Genomic DNA, 15,648 nt, shown 5'->3' with positions numbered 1-15,648 from the left:
TATTTAATTTTCTTCTCTTCCAATCAAGATGCTAGACCCCAATCAGCTACGCAAAGATCTTCCCACCGTCGTCAGCGCGCTCGAACGCCGCGGCCTCTCTTTCGACGTGGAGCGGTTCAATGCGCTCGAGGCTCGCCGCAAGGCCGTCCAGGTCGAAACCGAAACCCTGCAGGCGCGCCGCAATGCCGTATCCAAGCTGATTGGACAACTCAAGTCCAAGGGCGAGGACGCCACGGCCGCCATGGCCGAATCCCAAGCCATTCCCGCCCGCCTCAAAGAACTCGAATCCGACCTGGCCCAGGTGCAGGAAGAACTCAGCGGCTGGCTGATGACGCTGCCCAATCTGCCGCATGAAAGCGTGCCGGCGGGCGAGTCCGAGGCCGACAATGTCGAGGTCAGGCGCTGGCTGCCGGGCGAGGCGGGCAGCGACGGCAATCCGCCCCCGCTGGGATTCGAACCGCGTGATCACGTCAGCCTGGGCGAGCCCTTGGGTCTGGATTTCGATGCCGCGCGCAAGCTGTCGGGCGCCCGCTTCATGATGTTGCGCGGCCCCATAGCCCGCCTGCATCGCGCCCTGGCGCAGTTCATGCTCGACCTGCAGACTGCAGAGCATGGCTATCAAGAGTGCTATACGCCTTATATCGTCAACAGCTCGACCCTGTTCGGAACGGGCCAGCTGCCCAAGTTCAAGGACGACATGTTCTGGGTGACCAAGGGCGGCGACGACGAAGAACAGCTCGACGAGCAGGGCAAGCCCATCGCGCGCGAAGACCTGTACCTGATCTCCACCTCGGAAATCACCTTGACGGCCTCGGTGCGGGATTCCATCGTGCCGCTGGCCGACCTGCCCATACGCCTCACGGCTCATACGCCGTGCTTCCGCTCCGAGGCCGGCAGCGGCGGGCGCGACATGCGCGGAATGATCCGCCAGCACCAGTTCGACAAGGTCGAAATGGTGCAGATCGTGCATCCGGATGAATCGTATCGCGCTCACGAAGAGATGGTGGGGCATGCCGAAACCGTGCTCCAGCGCCTTGGGCTGCCGTATCGGGTGGTGCTCTTGTGCGGCGGGGACATGGGCTTTGGCGCCGCCAAGACCTACGACCTCGAAGTATGGCTGCCGGCGCAAGACACATGGCGCGAGATCTCTTCGGTGTCCAACTGCGAGGCCTTCCAGGCGCGCCGCATGCAGGCGCGCTATCGTCCTGAAAAAGGCAAGCCCGAGTATCTGCATACTTTGAACGGTTCGGGCCTTGCCGTGGGCCGAGCCTTGGTGGCCGTGCTGGAAAACTACCAGCAGCAGGACGGCAGCGTGGTCGTGCCCGAGGCGCTGCGCCCCTACATGGGCGGCGTCGAGCGCTTGGAGCCGGCTAAGAGTGCCTGAAGTGGTTCGATCGATGGGCCGGCTTGCCTTGGCGGTGAGCCGCCCATTTTTCGCGCAGGCCCGCCAGCTGTATGACGACCAGCAGCCAGATCAGCAATGAAACCGCGGTGGCGAGCCCGCCGTTGAGGCTGCCATAGCCGGTTTCGGCCGAGGCGCGAATCTGCAGCAGATTGGCGATTGGGGGAAGGGCCCCCAACAGCTCGATGACCAGATTGCCGGGCAACTGATAGAGCCACCCGAAAATATGCCAGGCTTCGGCCAGACTGATGGCGCCGTCCTGGTTGGCGTCGAGCACGAGATTGAAAGATTCGATCCACATGACAACCTCCTTTGAAGAGTTGTCCGGCCTGAAGCCGGACCACACGGGAAGATGCCAAGGCATTTCCCTTTGTGCCGCCGTGTGTCACAAATTTGTTTCTGTAATCACTATAGGCCTTTGGGGCAGAGCATTCAAGCGCTGAGCACGAGCGCATGGAGAAGTGTGTTCGGCCTCGTTCGCCGGGCCGGGGCGTCAGCGTAACGGTTCAGCGCTTCGCGGCGCGGGCGCCGCCGCGTTAAGATGTGGCAACTCCAGCGCGATGACATCATGAACGAGAACGCCGCCCCCGAAACCCAGCCTGACGCACCGGTGCAAGCTCCCACCATCGCTCATCGCCGGTGGATACTGGCCGCCCTGATGCTGACCATGGCCCTGGCCGCCATGGACATCACCATCGTGGCCACCGCCGTGCCCCAGATCGTGGGCGACCTGGGCGGCTTCGAACGATTCAGCTGGCTGTTCTCCATCTATCTGCTGGCGCAGACCGTCACCATCCCCATCTATGGGAAGCTTGCCGATCTATACGGACGCAAACCCGTGCTGATCGGAGGCACCGCGCTGTTCCTGATCGGATCGGCGGCCTGTGCGGCCGCCTGGGGCATGATTCCGCTGATCGTGTTTCGCGGTTTGCAGGGGTTGGGTGCGGGCTCCATCATGGCCACGGTCAATACCTTGGCGGGCGACCTCTACTCCACGCGTGAAAGGGCCAGAATCCAGGGCTGGCTGTCCAGCGTCTGGGGCATCGCCGCCATCCTCGGGCCCACGCTGGGCGGGGCCTTTGCCGAGTACGCGACCTGGCGCTGGGTGTTTCTCATCAATCTGCCCATCGGCCTGGCGGCCATGGGCCTCATCGCCCGTTTCCTGCACGAGCGGGCGCCCGCCCGCCACCATGCCATCGACTACCCGGGCGCCATCCTGATGATGATGGCCGGATCGGCCGGCGTTTTCGGCCTGCTTCAGGGAGGCAATGCCTGGGACTGGTCATCCGCGCCCAGTCTGCTGACCTTCGCCGTAGTAGTGATATTGGTCGCCGCCACCGTCGTGCGCGAGCGCACCGCCGCCGAGCCCATCATGCCCGGCTGGGTGTGGCGCCATCGCGTAATGCTGGGTTCCAACCTGGCCATGGTCGGCATGGGGCTGGTCATGATGGCGCCGGGCGCCTATCTGCCTGTCTTCGCCCAGGCGGTGCTGGGCCTGGGCCCCATCGCCGCCGGCCTGGTGCTGGCCAGCATGAGTGTGGGCTGGGTGACGGCGGCCTCTTGGTCGGGCAGGCTGTATCTGCGCATCGGTTTCCGCGACACGGCCCTGTTGGGAGCCGGAATGATGTTCGCGGCGGTCGCGGGCTTCAGGCTGCTGCCCGACAACCCCTCGTACTGGATGGTCATCGCCGACCAGATTTTGCTGGGCGCCGGCTTCGGCATGCTGTCCACGCCCTTGCTGGTCGGCGTACAGTCCATCGTGCCCTGGAACCAGCGCGGCGTGGCGACAAGCACCAATATGTGGTCGCGCTATCTCGGACAAAGCCTGGGCGCCGCCATTGCGGGCGCGATCTTCAACGGCGCCATGCGCGGCCAGCTGCAGGATGCTCCCGCGTCCTTGGCCGGCACGCTTCCCGAAGTCAATGCCGTGGTGGGCGCCTTGCAGTCCGGCAGCCTGGGGCCGGCCGGCACGCGTTATCTGCAGTCGGCTTTCGACGCCGCCACGCATTATGTCTATGCCGGCATGGCGTGGGTGGCGGCACTGACCTTGATTTTGGTGCTGCTGGTTCCACGCCGCTCGTCTTCTATGCTAGAATCACGGGCTTGACCGCAGTCAATGTCTAGCAATAGACAAGTCTAGAAATAGACCTGGAGAGGTGGCAGAGTGGTCGAATGTACCTGACTCGAAATCAGGCGTACGGTAATACCGTACCGTGGGTTCGAATCCCACCCTCTCCGCCAGTATTTGAAGACCCTTGCAATTCAACGAGTTGCGAGGGTTTTTCTTTTGCGGCTCTACCTAGCATTGCTACCCAGTGTGCGACGTTTGCCAAAGTAACTTGCCACGCAGGTATCTCCGGCTCCGTACCAGATGAGCAACTTACCTCCGTTGGAATAAAACGCCGATAAGTCGGGATCGGTCCGTAGTGGGGCGTCAGCTTCTAGTGCGGGCCGGATGGTGCGACCTGTTTAGCGGCTAAACCGCTATCAGCGCTTCAGAAACATCCGTTGGTCGTACATGAAGTCGAATTGTGCGTCGATGGTCACCTTCGCAATGGCTGGATGGGCGGGATTGATGACAATGTTGCGCTCGAGCGGCAATACGGCCGACGGCACAATAAGCCCGAGGTGCTGCGTGTTGCGCAGCCACTTCGTTCCATAGGCCATGCTGGCGCGATCGGGCGGAATCACTGCCCAACCTTCGGGCAGCGTGCGCGGATTCGGCTCGAGATACAAGTTCGCATCGTCGGGCAATATAAATCGTGTGATCTTCAGAGGCAGCAGCGGGTAGCGGTTCGTATGCACGAATGTTTCCAGGCTGCAGATGGCCGGCGAGAGCCCCATGTAGACGGCGGGCACGTCCACTTCGTTCCAGCGGCCGCCATCGAGCGCCGCCCCTTTCCCTGTCAAGTCCCGCGCTCTTTTGGCCTTGGTGATTCTCCAGGCGATCATTAAGCTACGCCGCCCCATTCCAAAGCATTCAGGATTCGACGCACTTGGCGGGCGCCGATCGACGTCTCGCAGTGCATGACAGGCGAGTTTCCATTCAGCGCCGGATTAGGCGTCGCCATCCATTCCGAGGCTGCAGCGGCATCTTCGAAGACTTCTTCGGCCATGAGGGCGATGGCGGCGATCCGGTCCAGCCGCTCCGAGGCGACCGCGTCCAGCGGCTTGGCATCCTTGCGTCGCCGCTCGAATGTGGCCACAGACAGGTTCAACAACGCCCCAATGTTTTGGGAGGTCAGCCGGAATGTCTGCTTAGCCGCATCGGCCATCTCGAAGGTAAAGCCCGTCTTGATGCTTTGGATGCGGTCTGACTCGCTCATCGTCCCCAGCTTGTGCGCCATCTTCCAAAAGGCGTGGGCCGGCGGCCGGCCGGGCTGCTTATGTGATGGCTTGCTTTGGTTGGCGTGGGTGGACATGATGGCCTCGTAAGTTCGTCAATTGATAGTTTTTATATTATCAAAAGATGGGTTTTGAGGCAATGCCGTCTAGCGTCCGTTGGTGAAGGTCGATCATCAATAGAACTTTGTCTGCGACTGCTAGAGCATGGTGCGGATGGTGGGTAGTGAAGATAACAGTGAGCCCAAACTTTCAACCGCGTACCCGGCCGGATGTATATGGTTCTCCGCTACGGTCGGTACGCAGCCGAGTGATCGGCGTCGTCAGTCTCCCGTCTGAAAATCGCCGGGTTGCGGTGGCGCAATGGGAGTGAACAGGGCGCGGTCCGGCTTCAGGTCGATAAGAGGGGTGTCGTCGAGGCAGTCCAGCCCTCGTACCAGCAGCTTGCCGCCTGTACGCGAAACCATGGTTGCTATGGACGTGCCGATGGGGTTGGGCCGAACGGGCGATCGCAAGGAAAAGGTGCCCCGGGTTGCCCCGTCGTTGGCGGGGCTTTGCCGCACAAGATCGCGCCTGGATTCGTGCAGCCAATACAACACTTCGATCCGTTCAAAGTTTTCAATCCCATCAAGCGCGGCCACCCAGGGTTCGAAGATTTCGATCTCGCATATCGGCCCATCCGGCCGGCCTTGACGCGGACATTCAAGCCGCGAGGTCCAAGGAGTATGTATGCGCCCGATAAAAACCAGCCCCGCATCCGTAGGCGCCGGGGCATTCACGGCCAATTCGTTCTCGCGGATTTCGTTCAGTCTGACCATGGCTTAGCTGTGAGTGGGTGATTGGTGCATGTCGATGTCGCAGTCTCGCAGTCTATCCCATCGTTGTAAGTGTCACATCTTAGATCTATGGATCACTGACCACGCCGCAGAAGACGGGGCGGCGGATCGCAGTATGGTCAGCACTCCGGTGGCATCCCAGGCAAAGGAGCGACGGTCCAGAACGGTTATGCAAAACCTCGTCCTTATGGCCAGGCACGTTTTTCGCTGATGGGCCGTCCGGCTACCGCCAAAAAGATAAACAATAAAGGAAGAGGACATGCGTCTTGCCGCCCATTTATTGACGGCGTCTGCACTTGCCTGGGGAATGACAGCGGGAAATGCCTGGGGCGCCGGGCCCTTGCGCGGAAATCCGGTCGATAGCCTGCCGGCGCCGCCCGAACACGATGCAGAGCGACCCAAAGAGCCGCCGCTATCCAAAGAAGAGCCTGCCGACGCGGTCCGATCCCAGCTTGACGAAACCATTGTTCCGCGGCATTTCAGCGTTGCGGGCAACCGCGCCATGCCGCTGGACGAGCTGCGGCCCATCCTGGCGCGCTTGGTCGGACGGGCGATCACGGTGCGTGAACTGGTCCGGGAGATGGACAAAATCACGGCGTTGTATCGCGAGCGGGGCTATGTGCTTTCTTTCGCGCTGCTGCAGGAACAGGACTTCCATGAAGGGCTGGTTGTGGTGACAGTGGTGGAAGGCCACATCGCAAGCGTCGATGTGTCGGGCGATGCGCCGCGCAGCGTGCGCCGGCGGCTCGATGCGCTGGCCCGGCCGCTGCTTGCCGAAAAGCCGCTGACCCGTGCGACGCTCGAGCGCACCTTGAACCTGATGCGCCGGGTGCCCGGCCTGCGGCTGGATCCCAAGCTCGAGATGCCGCGCCGCGCGGACGGCTCCACCGCGCTCGCCCTGCACGTAAGCCACAAGCGCTTGGGCGTCGCGGCCAGCGTAGCCGATTTGGGCACCGGCTATCAGATGCTGGTGGATATGACGGCGAACAGCATCAGTCCCTTGGGCGAACAGGTCAAGCTCACAGCCGCCATTCCGCGAACGGGAAGCAGCGTGAGGTATGTGTCCGGCTCCGTCGCGGTGCCGATCGGTACGGACGGACTGAGCGCGGAACTGGACGGCTATCACTACAACTCCCATCCCGAGGACGATCTGCTGGAGGCGGCCGGCTGGAGCCGGCGCGTGGTCAACGAGCAACTACGCCTGTCGTTGAAATATCCCTTCGTGCTGGAGAATCAGCGCAGCCTTACCGGCGGCCTGGGCGTCTATGCGGGCCAGAGCATCGACGAATACCAGCGCGATGCGGACAATGCCTGGCTGCAGCACCGGACGCACGTAAGGGCGGCCCGTGCATCGTTCAGCTACCGGGAGACGGGGCAGTCCCAGAGCCGGGAAGTCTTGCTCGATGTTCACAAGGGATTCGATGCCCTGGGCGCCAAGAAAAGCCGGCGCAGCAACTATGCCGTCTTCGAACCGCCTTCCTACGATCTCGATTTCACGCGCTATGTCCTGGGGCTGAAGCAAACGGTCAAGCTCGATTCGGGGGTCGGCCTCGTCCTGTCGGCCATCGGACAGTACAGCCGCAATGTACTGCCTTCGAGCGAGCAGATTTCATTTGGCGGCTGGCGCTATGGGTTGGGCTATCCGCCGGGCGAATTGGCGGGCGACAAGGGATACGGCGTTTCTTTGGAGGTCAATCGCCGCTTCGCCACGGGTTGGAACCGGCTGACGACTGTTCAACCCTACGTGGTCGCCGATCACGCGCAAGCCTGGTACAACGAGGACGGATTGTATGACTGGCAGCGGGCGTCCCTCGCATCCGTCGCCGTGGGAATCCGTCTCAGCGACGAGCGTTATTTTGTGGCCGATTTGAACGTCGCTCGCCCGTTGCGGGACAGTCCCTATGGCGCCGGACGCGGGGAGGTCCGCGTGAATTTCAATTTCTCGCTGGCTTACGACGCCTTCTGACGGGCACGGCGCATTGGGCGCCGGCACATTAATTGCCGCCGCCTGGCGCTTTGTTTCGATCCACAGCACGCATTCAAGGAGAACCTTATGCGACACAATGGTAAAACAACGAAATTCGATGCGTCATTGGGCTTTCGGCTTACGCTGCTGGCCGGATTGCTGGCGGGGGCCGCTGTTCTGAGCGCTTGTTCCAGCGGAAGTACGCGGGGCGACATGAGCCATGCGGGCCCGCCCGCCGGCGGCGGCTCGCAGGACGGCGGCGGAAGCGGCTCCGGAGGCGATGGTACGGGCGGAGGAGGTACGGGCGGCACGGGCGGCGGCGGAGATACGGGCGGTAATGGAGGCACCGGCGGTGGCTCGGGAGGCGGCGGTAACGGTCCGGGCGACGGCTCCGGCGGAGACGGCGGCGGCGCCACGCAGAGCGGCGCACTGGAGACATCGCTGGGCAATGTCGGGCAGGCCGCGGACAACGTGGTCGACACGGAGGCGTCGACCGCCCTGAGCGGAACCGGCCAGATACTGGATCAAGCGGTCGACCCGGCGGCGTCGGGCATCACGGATGTCACGCAGGCGGTCGGCGAGGGCACGGGCGTGGGCGAGCCGGCCGACGGACTGCTGAAACGCGTGGGCGGAGCGGTCTCCGCCGCGGGCACCGACGTCGGCGACACCGGAATCGGCGGCAATGTGGGCACCGGCGCGGGCGCCTTGGTCGAGGGAGTGGGCGATACGGTGGCCAGTACGGGCGACCTGCTCAATGAAAACCCCGACAACCCTCAACCCCTGAACACCACGCTCGACCATGCCACGGGATCGGTTTCGGCGCTGACCGAAGCCTTGGGCTCCGACGGAGGGTTGCTGAAACCCATCGGCACCGCGGCGGCGGAGTTGGGCGTGGCGTCGACCGATCCCAACCCTGTATTACAGCCCGCTTTGGGCAACTCGGGGCAGGCGGTGGACAATATCGCCCGCAGCAATCTGTCCGGGCCGCTGGGCGATACAGGGCGGTCGCTGGATACCGTCGTCGCGCCCGTTACGGACTCCGCGGGCCACCTCGGGCAGGCCGTCGGCGACGGTGTCGGAATAGGGCCGACCGCCAATGGCGTGCTTGCCAAGGCGGGCGGGGCGCTGGAAGCTGCCGGCGGGCAAGCCGGTTCCTCCTCCTCCGGCCTGGGAGGGGCGGTGGCGAATGTCGGGTCCGCCGTGTCGGCATCAGGCGGTTTGGTGCATTCCAGTCCCACGTCCCAGAATGCGGTGGGCCAGGTGCTGGACCACACTACCGGAGCGGTCGATGCGCTGACTCGCGGCGGCGGCGAGGGCTTGCTGAGCCCGGTGCAGGGACTGCTTGGCCGTCCCGCGCCCAAGTGAGTGTCGTGTTATAGAGGCTCCCGTATAGGGCCTTTACGCCTGCGGCCTTCGTGGCCGGGAGGCCGCGGGCTAAGAAGGCGGCCCAAGGACGCCGCATGACAAAGCCCCGATATCGCGGATATCGGGGCTTTGTCATGCGGCGGCGACGCTTCGTTCGACGCTCTCCGTTTACACTAAGCGTATTGCGACCGGCCGCCTTTCAAGGGCCGAGACGCGCTGACCTGCATAAACTGATTGGGGATAACAACATGCTCGATGGCAAACGCGCTGTAATTACGGGATCGACTAGCGGAATTGGCTTGGGAATCGCTCGCGAACTGGCCTCCAACGGGGCGGACGTGGTGATCAATGGATTCGGCGATGCGCAGGCCATCGAAAAAGAGCGGGTCAACATCGAGCTCGAGTTCGCCGTCAAGGCGCATTACGTCAACGCGGACCTTAGCCGCGCCGATGCCACCCGCGCCCTCATCGACGAAGCGGCACGCCTGCTCGGCGGGGTGGACATCCTCGTCAATAATGCCGGCGTACAGCATACCGATCTGATCGAGGATTTCCCCGTCGAACGCTGGGACGCCATCATCGCGCTCAATCTGTCGGCCGTATTCCACGGCACGGCGGCGGCGCTGCCCTATATGAAGAAGCAAGGCTGGGGCCGCATCATCAATATCGCGTCGGCCCACGGCCTGGTCGCTTCCGCGGCCAAGTCGGCCTATGTGGCCGCCAAGCACGGCGTCGTGGGGCTGACCAAGGTGACGGCTCTTGAAAATGCAGGCAACGGCATCACGGCCAACGCCATCTGCCCGGGCTGGGTGCGTACGCCCTTGGTCGAAAAGCAGATCGAGGCCATCGCGCAGGCGCAAAACGTCGATATCGACGAAGCGGCCAGGCGCCTGCTGAGCGAGAAACAGCCTTCGCTGCAGTTCGTGACGCCCAAGCAGATCGGCGGCATGGCGGTGTTCCTGGCCTCCGAGGCGGCCGAACAGATCACCGGCGCTTCCATGTCGATCGACGGGGGCTGGACGGCTCGCTAAGGTGCGACGCCGACGGCTGGCATGCGCCTGCCGCGGCGGTTTGCTCGCGACCCGGGCTTCACGTCCGGCCCCCCGCGCCGCCGGGCGGTCGCGGTAGCCGGTTCCCAGCCGCTTTTGACGCGCCCCCCGCTTTCCGTATAAGGTTGCCCATTATCAAGGCTGTCCCGGCGTCGGGTTTTTGCCCGGACCGGACTCCGGCGGCCTCTCGCCGGCTCATCGATCAAGGTATAGAAAATGTTGTTGGTATTGTCCCCCGCGAAAAAGCTCGATTACGATTCTCCGGTCCGAACCACGCTGCACAGCCAGCCGCAGTTCGTCAAGCAGGCGGCGGCCTTGATCGATGTCCTGAAAGAAAAGTCGGCCAGCGAAATCGCCGACCTGATGAAGCTCAGCGACGCCCTGGCCAAGCTCAATGTAGAGCGCTACGCCGCCTGGAAGCCCAAGTTTACCCAGACCAATTCGCGCCAGGCCGCGCTGGCGTTCAACGGCGACGTCTACGAAGGACTGGACGCGCCTTCGCTGTCGGACGATCAGCTGCAATGGGCGCAAGAGCACGTGGCCATACTCAGCGGCCTGTACGGCGTGCTGAGGCCGCTCGATCTGATGCAGCCCTATCGCCTCGAGATGGGCACGCGGCTGGCCACCGGCAAGGGCAAGACGCTGTACGATTACTGGGGCGCCCAGATCGCCCAATACCTGAACAAGCGCCTTGCAGGGCAGGCCGAACCCATGGTGCTCAATCTTGCATCCGAAGAGTATTTCAAGGCGGTCGACCTCGGCACGCTGAAGGCCAAGGTCGTGCAGTGCGTATTCCAGGACTATAAAAACGGACAATGGAAGGTCATCAGCTTCCACGCCAAGCGAGCGCGCGGCCTGATGGCGCGCTACGTCATCGAAAACGAAATCAGCGATCCCGCCGCCCTGGCGGGCTTCGATTCCGAAGGCTATATCCACGATGCGAAGTCGTCGACCGACTCGCGCCTGGTGTTCCGGCGCAAGCAGGCGTCCTAGGCAGCATAAGAGGGCGGCTCGGGCCGCCCTTGCGGACAGCACACAGGCGGACAAGGAACCCGCCCTTTCGGAATTGGATGTATGAACGCAGCGACACGCGTATTTTTGTTCTTTTCGGCCGGTTATTTTGTTTCCTATATATTCCGTGGGCTGAATATCGGCTTCGCCCCGTTCCTGACCCGGGAAATGGGCCTGACGGCGGCCGACCTGGGAAGCCTGACCAGCTTGTATTTCCTGGGATTCGCCCTGACGCAGATTCCGGCCGGCGCCGCGCTGGACACCTGGGGACCGCGAAGGGTCACTGCCGCGCTGATGATGGTGGCGGCGCTCGGTTCGCTGGTGTTCGGGCTGGCCGACGGCCTGATTCCAATGATGGCGGGCCGTGTCCTGATCGGCGTGGGCGTGGCGGTGTGCATGGGCGCCGGGCTGCAGGCATTGGCCCAACACTTTCCGGCCCACCGCATTCCGCTGCTGAACGGGGCGCTGATCGCCATTGGCGGATTGGGGGGCGCCTTTGTGGGAACGCCGCTGGCCCTGCTCCTGGACGTGGCCTCGTGGCGGACCATCAGCACAGGGCTGGCAATTTTTACGATGGCGGTGGCGGGGATGATCTGGTTCGGGGCGACCGACGCCAAGGCCGTGCCCCGGAAAAAAGAACGCCCTTCGGTATGGGCGCAGTTTCGCGGCACGTGGGAACTGCTTTGCAGCGTACCGTTCTGGAAGCTCTCGCTCTTTCCGTCCGTGAGCGGCGGCATGTTCTATGCAGTGCAATCGCTCTGGATGAAGCCCTATCTGCTGGACGTCAGCCAGGCCGGTCTGGCGCAGACCGACGCGCTGGTCTCGCTGATGGGGTTGGCGGCCGTGTGCGGAAGCCTGATGTCGGGCGGGCTTGCCCGGCGCTTCGAACGCCTGGGTGTGAGCCTGGTGGTATTCAACGGCGCATGTCTGGGGATGTTCGTGGCGATCCAGGCGCTGATCATGCTCGATGCGTCCATCCCGAAGAGTATTCTCTGGACCTGTTTCGGTCTGTTCGGCGCCTGCTGCGTATTGATTTTCGCGATCTTCGTCACTCGTTATCCGCCCGCGATGTGGGGCAGGGCGAACACGACTTTCAATATGCTGGTGTTCTTCATGATCTTCGCGGTGCAGAACGTCATTGGATGGATCGTCGAGCGCTGGGATCCGATCGTGCCGGGCGTCTACCCCGCCGAGGCCCATCTGACCGCCTGGTCATGCCTGCTGGCCCTTCAGCTCGCATGCGCGATATGGTACTTCTGGCCCTCACCTGGGCGGACGGCCGCCCCTTCGGGGGCGCTTCAGCGCGTTGGCGGCGGAGGCTGAAGCGCGCAGGCGGGGTTCAGCGCCCATTCGTCCGGCCTGCTAAGCCGCGACCGAGTCCGGCAGCTGGTGCGATGAAGGGGGGTGGACACCGTCGGGCGAGGGCGTTTCGAGCGCCCGCATCTCCTGGCGGATGAGCTGCGCCGCCGACATCATCTGCCGCAGGGGGTAGGCCAGCGTGGCCAGTTCGCCCTCGGTTTCCAATGAGGCGGGCAGCTTGGCATCCTGGTCCTGCAACAGCCCGTCGACGGCTTCGAGCGCCTGGCGGATGCCCGGGGGTACCTCGGCCAGGGTCGCCAGCTGCGGAACGGCGGCGCCGATCTGCGACGTCAGCACATGGTTCTGGATCAGCAGGTTGTTCAACTCGGGCACGTTCTTCTGGCGCCGCGCCGGTTCGGCCGCCATGCGATAGAAGGCTGCCGCATAGTTGCCGAAAGCAATGTACACATTCTTGCGCGCCAGCCGCCACGCCATGTCCGCTTCGAGCTGATCGGCCTCGAGCGAATCCTTTGTTCCCGCCGGGTGGCCGCGCAGCGCCCGGATGAGTTCGGCGTAATGCAGGCCGGCCTTGTAGTAGCGATGATTGGCGGTGCGCAGGGCATTGGCCAGGGACCCCATATAGTTGTGCTCCCACCAGGGCAGTATGTAGCTGCCCAGCAGCGCGATGGCGCAGCCTATCACGGTATCGAGCAGGCGCTCGCCGATGAGCGCGTTGGAGTGCGGGGCAAGCAGATGGAAGGCGAGCAGCACCATGATGGTCTTGAAGATGGCCGTGCCCATGAAGCTGACCTGTATCAGGCTGTAGCCCAGGATGCAGCAGACGATCAGGGCGGCCAGCAGGATGTCCGGATTATCGGTCAGCATGAAGAGGCCCAGCGTCAGGATGCAGCCGATCAGGGTGCCCACCAGGCGCAGGCCGTTGCGTTGTCTCGTCAGGGCAAAGCCCGGCTTCATGATGACGATGACCGTCAGGATGACCCAGTAGCCATGCAGCTCGATGGCCGGACCCCATTGCTGGCGGGCCAGGCCGTAGTTCAGCAGCGCCACCACCGCCAGCACCATCAGCACCGCGATGGCAACCCGCAAGGCATAGCGGAAGTGCGGCGAATCCAGGCGCAGATTCGACGTGATCATGCCGAAGCGCAGTTCGCTGCCGCGCGAAATGAATCGGCCCAGCGCTTTGTCCAGCCGTTGATCCACCAACTGGGTGTCGGCGCCCGGCTGGGTATGGGCGGCCATGCGCTCGACGATGCGCGAGCCGTTGCGCAGGCGCCTGAGCACCTGCACCAGTAGGGCGTAGACCTCGGGGTTGGCCTCGGCGAAGCCGCTTTGCCGGTATTGCTCGAGCTCGTACTCGATGGCGCGCAGTTCCGCCTTGGCGCTGTGGCGGCTGAGCACGGCCTGGTTGCGTGCCGTACACAGGGCGATCCGCTGCAGATTGTCGGACAGCTTGATCAGGGTATCGCGCGCAAAGACCAGCACGTCGCTGTCGCCCAGTTCGCGGCGCAAGGTCGCATAATCGGTATGGGTGGCGATCAGGGTGTCCAGCAGTGAAACCATGTCGATGAACAGGTTCAAGGCCCTCATGCGATGCCGGTCGCCGCGCCGCCCGCCCTTGGGCAGTTCGCGCAGCACCGTGTTGCGCGCGGCCTGCTGCTTGTCGATCATGTCGGCCTGGGCGCGAATGAGTTCGCGGTAGGTAGCGTCCAGGTCGGTGTGCACGTCGTAGAAGCGCGAGCGCGCGTCGATATAGTCGGCGGTTGCGAACAGCGCCGCGGACAAGGCCTGCTGTTCTTCCCGCAACCAGAAAACACGGCGCACCAGGGCGCTATAGGCGAAGTAGAACAGGCCTCCGGCAAGCGAATACAGCACATGCAGCAGCAATTGCTGTCCGCTGAGCGGCGCGCGCATGGTCAGCGTCATGATCAGCAGGCAGGCGAAAGCCATGAGCCCGCCTTGCGGGCCATACACCGTCAACATCGAAAAAGCGAAGCTCATCAACGGTATGGCCGCCCACAGCGCCAATGGGTGGCTGGAAACCAGGCCGGTAAGTGCGACGGTGAGGGTGCCCAGCAACACCGCGCCCAGCATAGTGTTGACGCTATAGCGCCGAGGGCTGCCGGGTTGGTCGATGACCGCCACACAGGCGGCGCCGATGGCGGCGATCATGCCGATGTCGTATGTTTGCCACAGAACGCCTGTCAGCAGCGCCGGCAGCATGACGCCGATTGCCTGGCGCAGGCCCCCGAAGAAATAATGGCTGTGGAAGAAGCGTTGCAGTTGCGTAATGCGCGTAGCCATGGGGCGGTAAGCGTGGGAGATAGTCGTTTGGTCCTATCTTACCTTGTTGCGAAACGCGCCGGGGCAGCGTTATCGGCAGGGGATGAACAGCTCCTTGTGCCCGATTATCGGGTTTTGCACGCCGGAAACGAGGCCGCCATTTACAGTTGTATCGCTCCAATAGATTGGACGAGATTAAATATTTGGTTAAAATTCTATGCAGATGAGCGTCATGTGTTACATTTTTGATACATTTGGCCGCAGCATTTACGCCGACGTGTCAGCGGCGCCTCATCCAGACGCAAGGTTATGCTTCAAGAATATGGGCCAGAAGCCCGTAGCTCCGCCTTGCCGAAGCTGCTAGTCCCAGTTATGACTTGTAGTTGCCTTGGTCCGAATTTGGCGGCATTGTGCGCCCATGGTGTACAGCATGCCCGGTCTCGTGACATTGGCAGTTTCCTCCGTTTCTTGCCTCGTTCCGCGGCGGGTACGCTTTCGTCGGCGTCGCTCGCGGCCGACGCACGTCGGCCCGCTTCCGCGGGCCGTCTTTCATTCCGTGACTCCAGTAAATGCAGTCGCCCGCATGCGGGCGGACGGCGTCCCTCAACCCTCGATTTGGATATCTAACGTGCAAAGCAAGCTGATCTCCTATCTCCAAAACCAGCGCCGCGACGCGCAATGGGGTTTTCTTCTCAAGTCATTTGTCCACGAGGCTTCGACGGCCTTGGGGCCGGAGCAGGCACGCGGTTTGATGGTCAAGGCGGGCATGGGGGCGGGGCGGGAGATCGAGCTGCCCGAATGCGAGTCCATCGAACAGATGGAGGATGCGGCCAATCGGTACTGGGCGCGCCTGGGTTTGGGGGTCGTAAGCTTTCTCGAACGCAATGATTGCCTCGAAATCGTTCACGAAGGCGTTCCCGCCGATCCGCTTGCGCAAGAGGGCCTGGCGGACTTCCTCGCGGGCGTGTACCAGCAATGGTTCGTGTCTCTTGGAGCGGGAGAGCGGCTGCAGGTACGGCAATGCGAAAGCACCGACAGCAACATGTTCTTATACCGGCTGGCGGCATGAGGTCCAGC

Annotated in this window: 13 protein-coding genes and 1 tRNA gene; 9 read left to right on the top strand and 5 right to left on the bottom strand. The window is 63.0% G+C overall.

The features are described 5' to 3' along the window. Positions 1-28: 28 nt before the first annotated feature. A complete protein-coding gene (gene serS / locus CSC67_RS11650) occupies positions 29-1,384 on the top strand; it encodes a serine--tRNA ligase (protein ID WP_118994678.1) in 1,356 nt (451 codons plus the stop codon). On the opposite strand, the gene CSC67_RS11645 is transcribed toward serS, so the two are convergent. Beyond that, positions 1,371-1,703: a hypothetical protein gene (locus CSC67_RS11645; protein ID WP_118994677.1), complete on the bottom strand. Its 333-nt coding sequence runs from the start codon at positions 1,701-1,703 to the stop codon at positions 1,371-1,373. The genes serS and CSC67_RS11645 overlap by 14 nt on opposite strands. 267 nt (positions 1,704-1,970) lie before the next feature. Between CSC67_RS11645 and CSC67_RS11640 the strand changes: the two genes are divergently transcribed. Further along, positions 1,971-3,509 carry an MDR family MFS transporter gene (locus tag CSC67_RS11640; RefSeq protein ID WP_245220208.1) on the top strand — a complete coding sequence of 513 codons (1,539 nt, stop codon included), beginning with the start codon at positions 1,971-1,973 and terminating at the stop codon, positions 3,507-3,509. A gap of 43 nt (positions 3,510-3,552) precedes the next feature. Beyond that, positions 3,553-3,643: transfer RNA gene (locus tag CSC67_RS11635), tRNA-Ser, on the top strand. A 246-nt stretch (positions 3,644-3,889) separates the two neighbouring features. On the opposite strand, the gene CSC67_RS11630 is transcribed toward CSC67_RS11635, so the two are convergent. From CSC67_RS11630 to tsaA, 3 genes are all read right to left on the bottom strand, one after another. Next, entirely contained in the window at positions 3,890-4,354 is a 465-nt protein-coding gene (locus CSC67_RS11630) for an RES family NAD+ phosphorylase (RefSeq protein ID WP_118994675.1), read from the bottom strand. Continuing rightward, the gene (gene parS / locus CSC67_RS11625) at positions 4,354-4,824 is read right to left on the bottom strand and encodes a type II RES/Xre toxin-antitoxin system antitoxin (RefSeq protein WP_245220207.1); all 471 of its coding nucleotides are present in this window, start codon (positions 4,822-4,824) and stop codon (positions 4,354-4,356) included. Before parS ends, CSC67_RS11630 begins: the two co-directional genes overlap by 1 nt. Positions 4,825-5,067: 243 nt before the next feature. After that, positions 5,068-5,562: a tRNA (N6-threonylcarbamoyladenosine(37)-N6)-methyltransferase TrmO gene (gene tsaA / locus CSC67_RS11620; protein WP_118994674.1), complete on the bottom strand. Its 495-nt coding sequence runs from the start codon at positions 5,560-5,562 to the stop codon at positions 5,068-5,070. Between the two features lie 277 nt (positions 5,563-5,839). Between tsaA and CSC67_RS11615 the strand changes: the two genes are divergently transcribed. The 5 genes from CSC67_RS11615 (at position 5,840) to CSC67_RS11595 (ending at position 12,294) form a co-directional block, all read left to right on the top strand. Further along, the gene (locus CSC67_RS11615; protein WP_245220206.1) at positions 5,840-7,546 is read left to right on the top strand and encodes a ShlB/FhaC/HecB family hemolysin secretion/activation protein; all 1,707 of its coding nucleotides are present in this window, start codon (positions 5,840-5,842) and stop codon (positions 7,544-7,546) included. Between the two features lie 87 nt (positions 7,547-7,633). Further along, positions 7,634-8,911: a collagen-like triple helix repeat-containing protein gene (locus CSC67_RS11610; RefSeq protein WP_118994672.1), complete on the top strand. Its 1,278-nt coding sequence runs from the start codon at positions 7,634-7,636 to the stop codon at positions 8,909-8,911. Positions 8,912-9,159: 248 nt separating this feature from the next. Then, positions 9,160-9,942 carry a 3-hydroxybutyrate dehydrogenase gene (locus CSC67_RS11605; protein ID WP_118994671.1) on the top strand — a complete coding sequence of 261 codons (783 nt, stop codon included), beginning with the start codon at positions 9,160-9,162 and terminating at the stop codon, positions 9,940-9,942. A gap of 234 nt (positions 9,943-10,176) precedes the next feature. Further along, complete coding sequence (gene yaaA, locus CSC67_RS11600; RefSeq protein ID WP_118994670.1) at positions 10,177-10,953, top strand: peroxide stress protein YaaA; 777 nt, start codon at positions 10,177-10,179, stop codon at positions 10,951-10,953. 81 nt (positions 10,954-11,034) lie between these two features. After that, the gene (locus tag CSC67_RS11595) at positions 11,035-12,294 is read left to right on the top strand and encodes an MFS transporter (RefSeq protein ID WP_118994669.1); all 1,260 of its coding nucleotides are present in this window, start codon (positions 11,035-11,037) and stop codon (positions 12,292-12,294) included. Positions 12,295-12,333: 39 nt separating this feature from the next. Here CSC67_RS11595 and CSC67_RS11590 read toward each other — a convergent pair whose 3' ends face one another. Beyond that, entirely contained in the window at positions 12,334-14,592 is a 2,259-nt protein-coding gene (locus tag CSC67_RS11590) for an FUSC family protein (protein ID WP_118994668.1), read from the bottom strand. A gap of 607 nt (positions 14,593-15,199) precedes the next feature. Between CSC67_RS11590 and bcsD the strand changes: the two genes are divergently transcribed. Further along, the gene (bcsD, locus tag CSC67_RS21370) at positions 15,200-15,640 is read left to right on the top strand and encodes a cellulose biosynthesis protein BcsD (RefSeq protein WP_167752864.1); all 441 of its coding nucleotides are present in this window, start codon (positions 15,200-15,202) and stop codon (positions 15,638-15,640) included. The last annotated feature ends 8 nt before the right edge of the window (positions 15,641-15,648 follow it).

The sequence above is a fragment of the Pusillimonas caeni genome, from assembly GCF_003545815.1.
Taxonomy (GTDB): domain Bacteria; phylum Pseudomonadota; class Gammaproteobacteria; order Burkholderiales; family Burkholderiaceae_B; genus Pusillimonas; species Pusillimonas caeni.
This window is presented reverse-complemented; position numbering and strand designations above follow the sequence as displayed.

Excerpts from the sequence above, each read along its gene's own strand:
- serS (WP_118994678.1), top strand. The coding sequence starts at position 29 with ATGCTAGACCCCAATCAGCTACGCAAAGATCTTCCCACCGTCGTCAGC.
- CSC67_RS11645 (WP_118994677.1), bottom strand. The coding sequence starts at position 1,703 with ATGTGGATCGAATCTTTCAATCTCGTGCTCGACGCCAACCAGGACGGC.
- CSC67_RS11640 (WP_245220208.1), top strand. The coding sequence starts at position 1,971 with ATGAACGAGAACGCCGCCCCCGAAACCCAGCCTGACGCACCGGTGCAA.
- CSC67_RS11630 (WP_118994675.1), bottom strand. The coding sequence starts at position 4,354 with ATGATCGCCTGGAGAATCACCAAGGCCAAAAGAGCGCGGGACTTGACA.
- parS (WP_245220207.1), bottom strand. The coding sequence starts at position 4,824 with ATGTCCACCCACGCCAACCAAAGCAAGCCATCACATAAGCAGCCCGGC.
- tsaA (WP_118994674.1), bottom strand. The coding sequence starts at position 5,562 with ATGGTCAGACTGAACGAAATCCGCGAGAACGAATTGGCCGTGAATGCC.
- CSC67_RS11615 (WP_245220206.1), top strand. The coding sequence starts at position 5,840 with ATGCGTCTTGCCGCCCATTTATTGACGGCGTCTGCACTTGCCTGGGGA.
- CSC67_RS11610 (WP_118994672.1), top strand. The coding sequence starts at position 7,634 with ATGCGACACAATGGTAAAACAACGAAATTCGATGCGTCATTGGGCTTT.
- CSC67_RS11605 (WP_118994671.1), top strand. The coding sequence starts at position 9,160 with ATGCTCGATGGCAAACGCGCTGTAATTACGGGATCGACTAGCGGAATT.
- yaaA (WP_118994670.1), top strand. The coding sequence starts at position 10,177 with ATGTTGTTGGTATTGTCCCCCGCGAAAAAGCTCGATTACGATTCTCCG.
- CSC67_RS11595 (WP_118994669.1), top strand. The coding sequence starts at position 11,035 with ATGAACGCAGCGACACGCGTATTTTTGTTCTTTTCGGCCGGTTATTTT.
- CSC67_RS11590 (WP_118994668.1), bottom strand. The coding sequence starts at position 14,592 with ATGGCTACGCGCATTACGCAACTGCAACGCTTCTTCCACAGCCATTAT.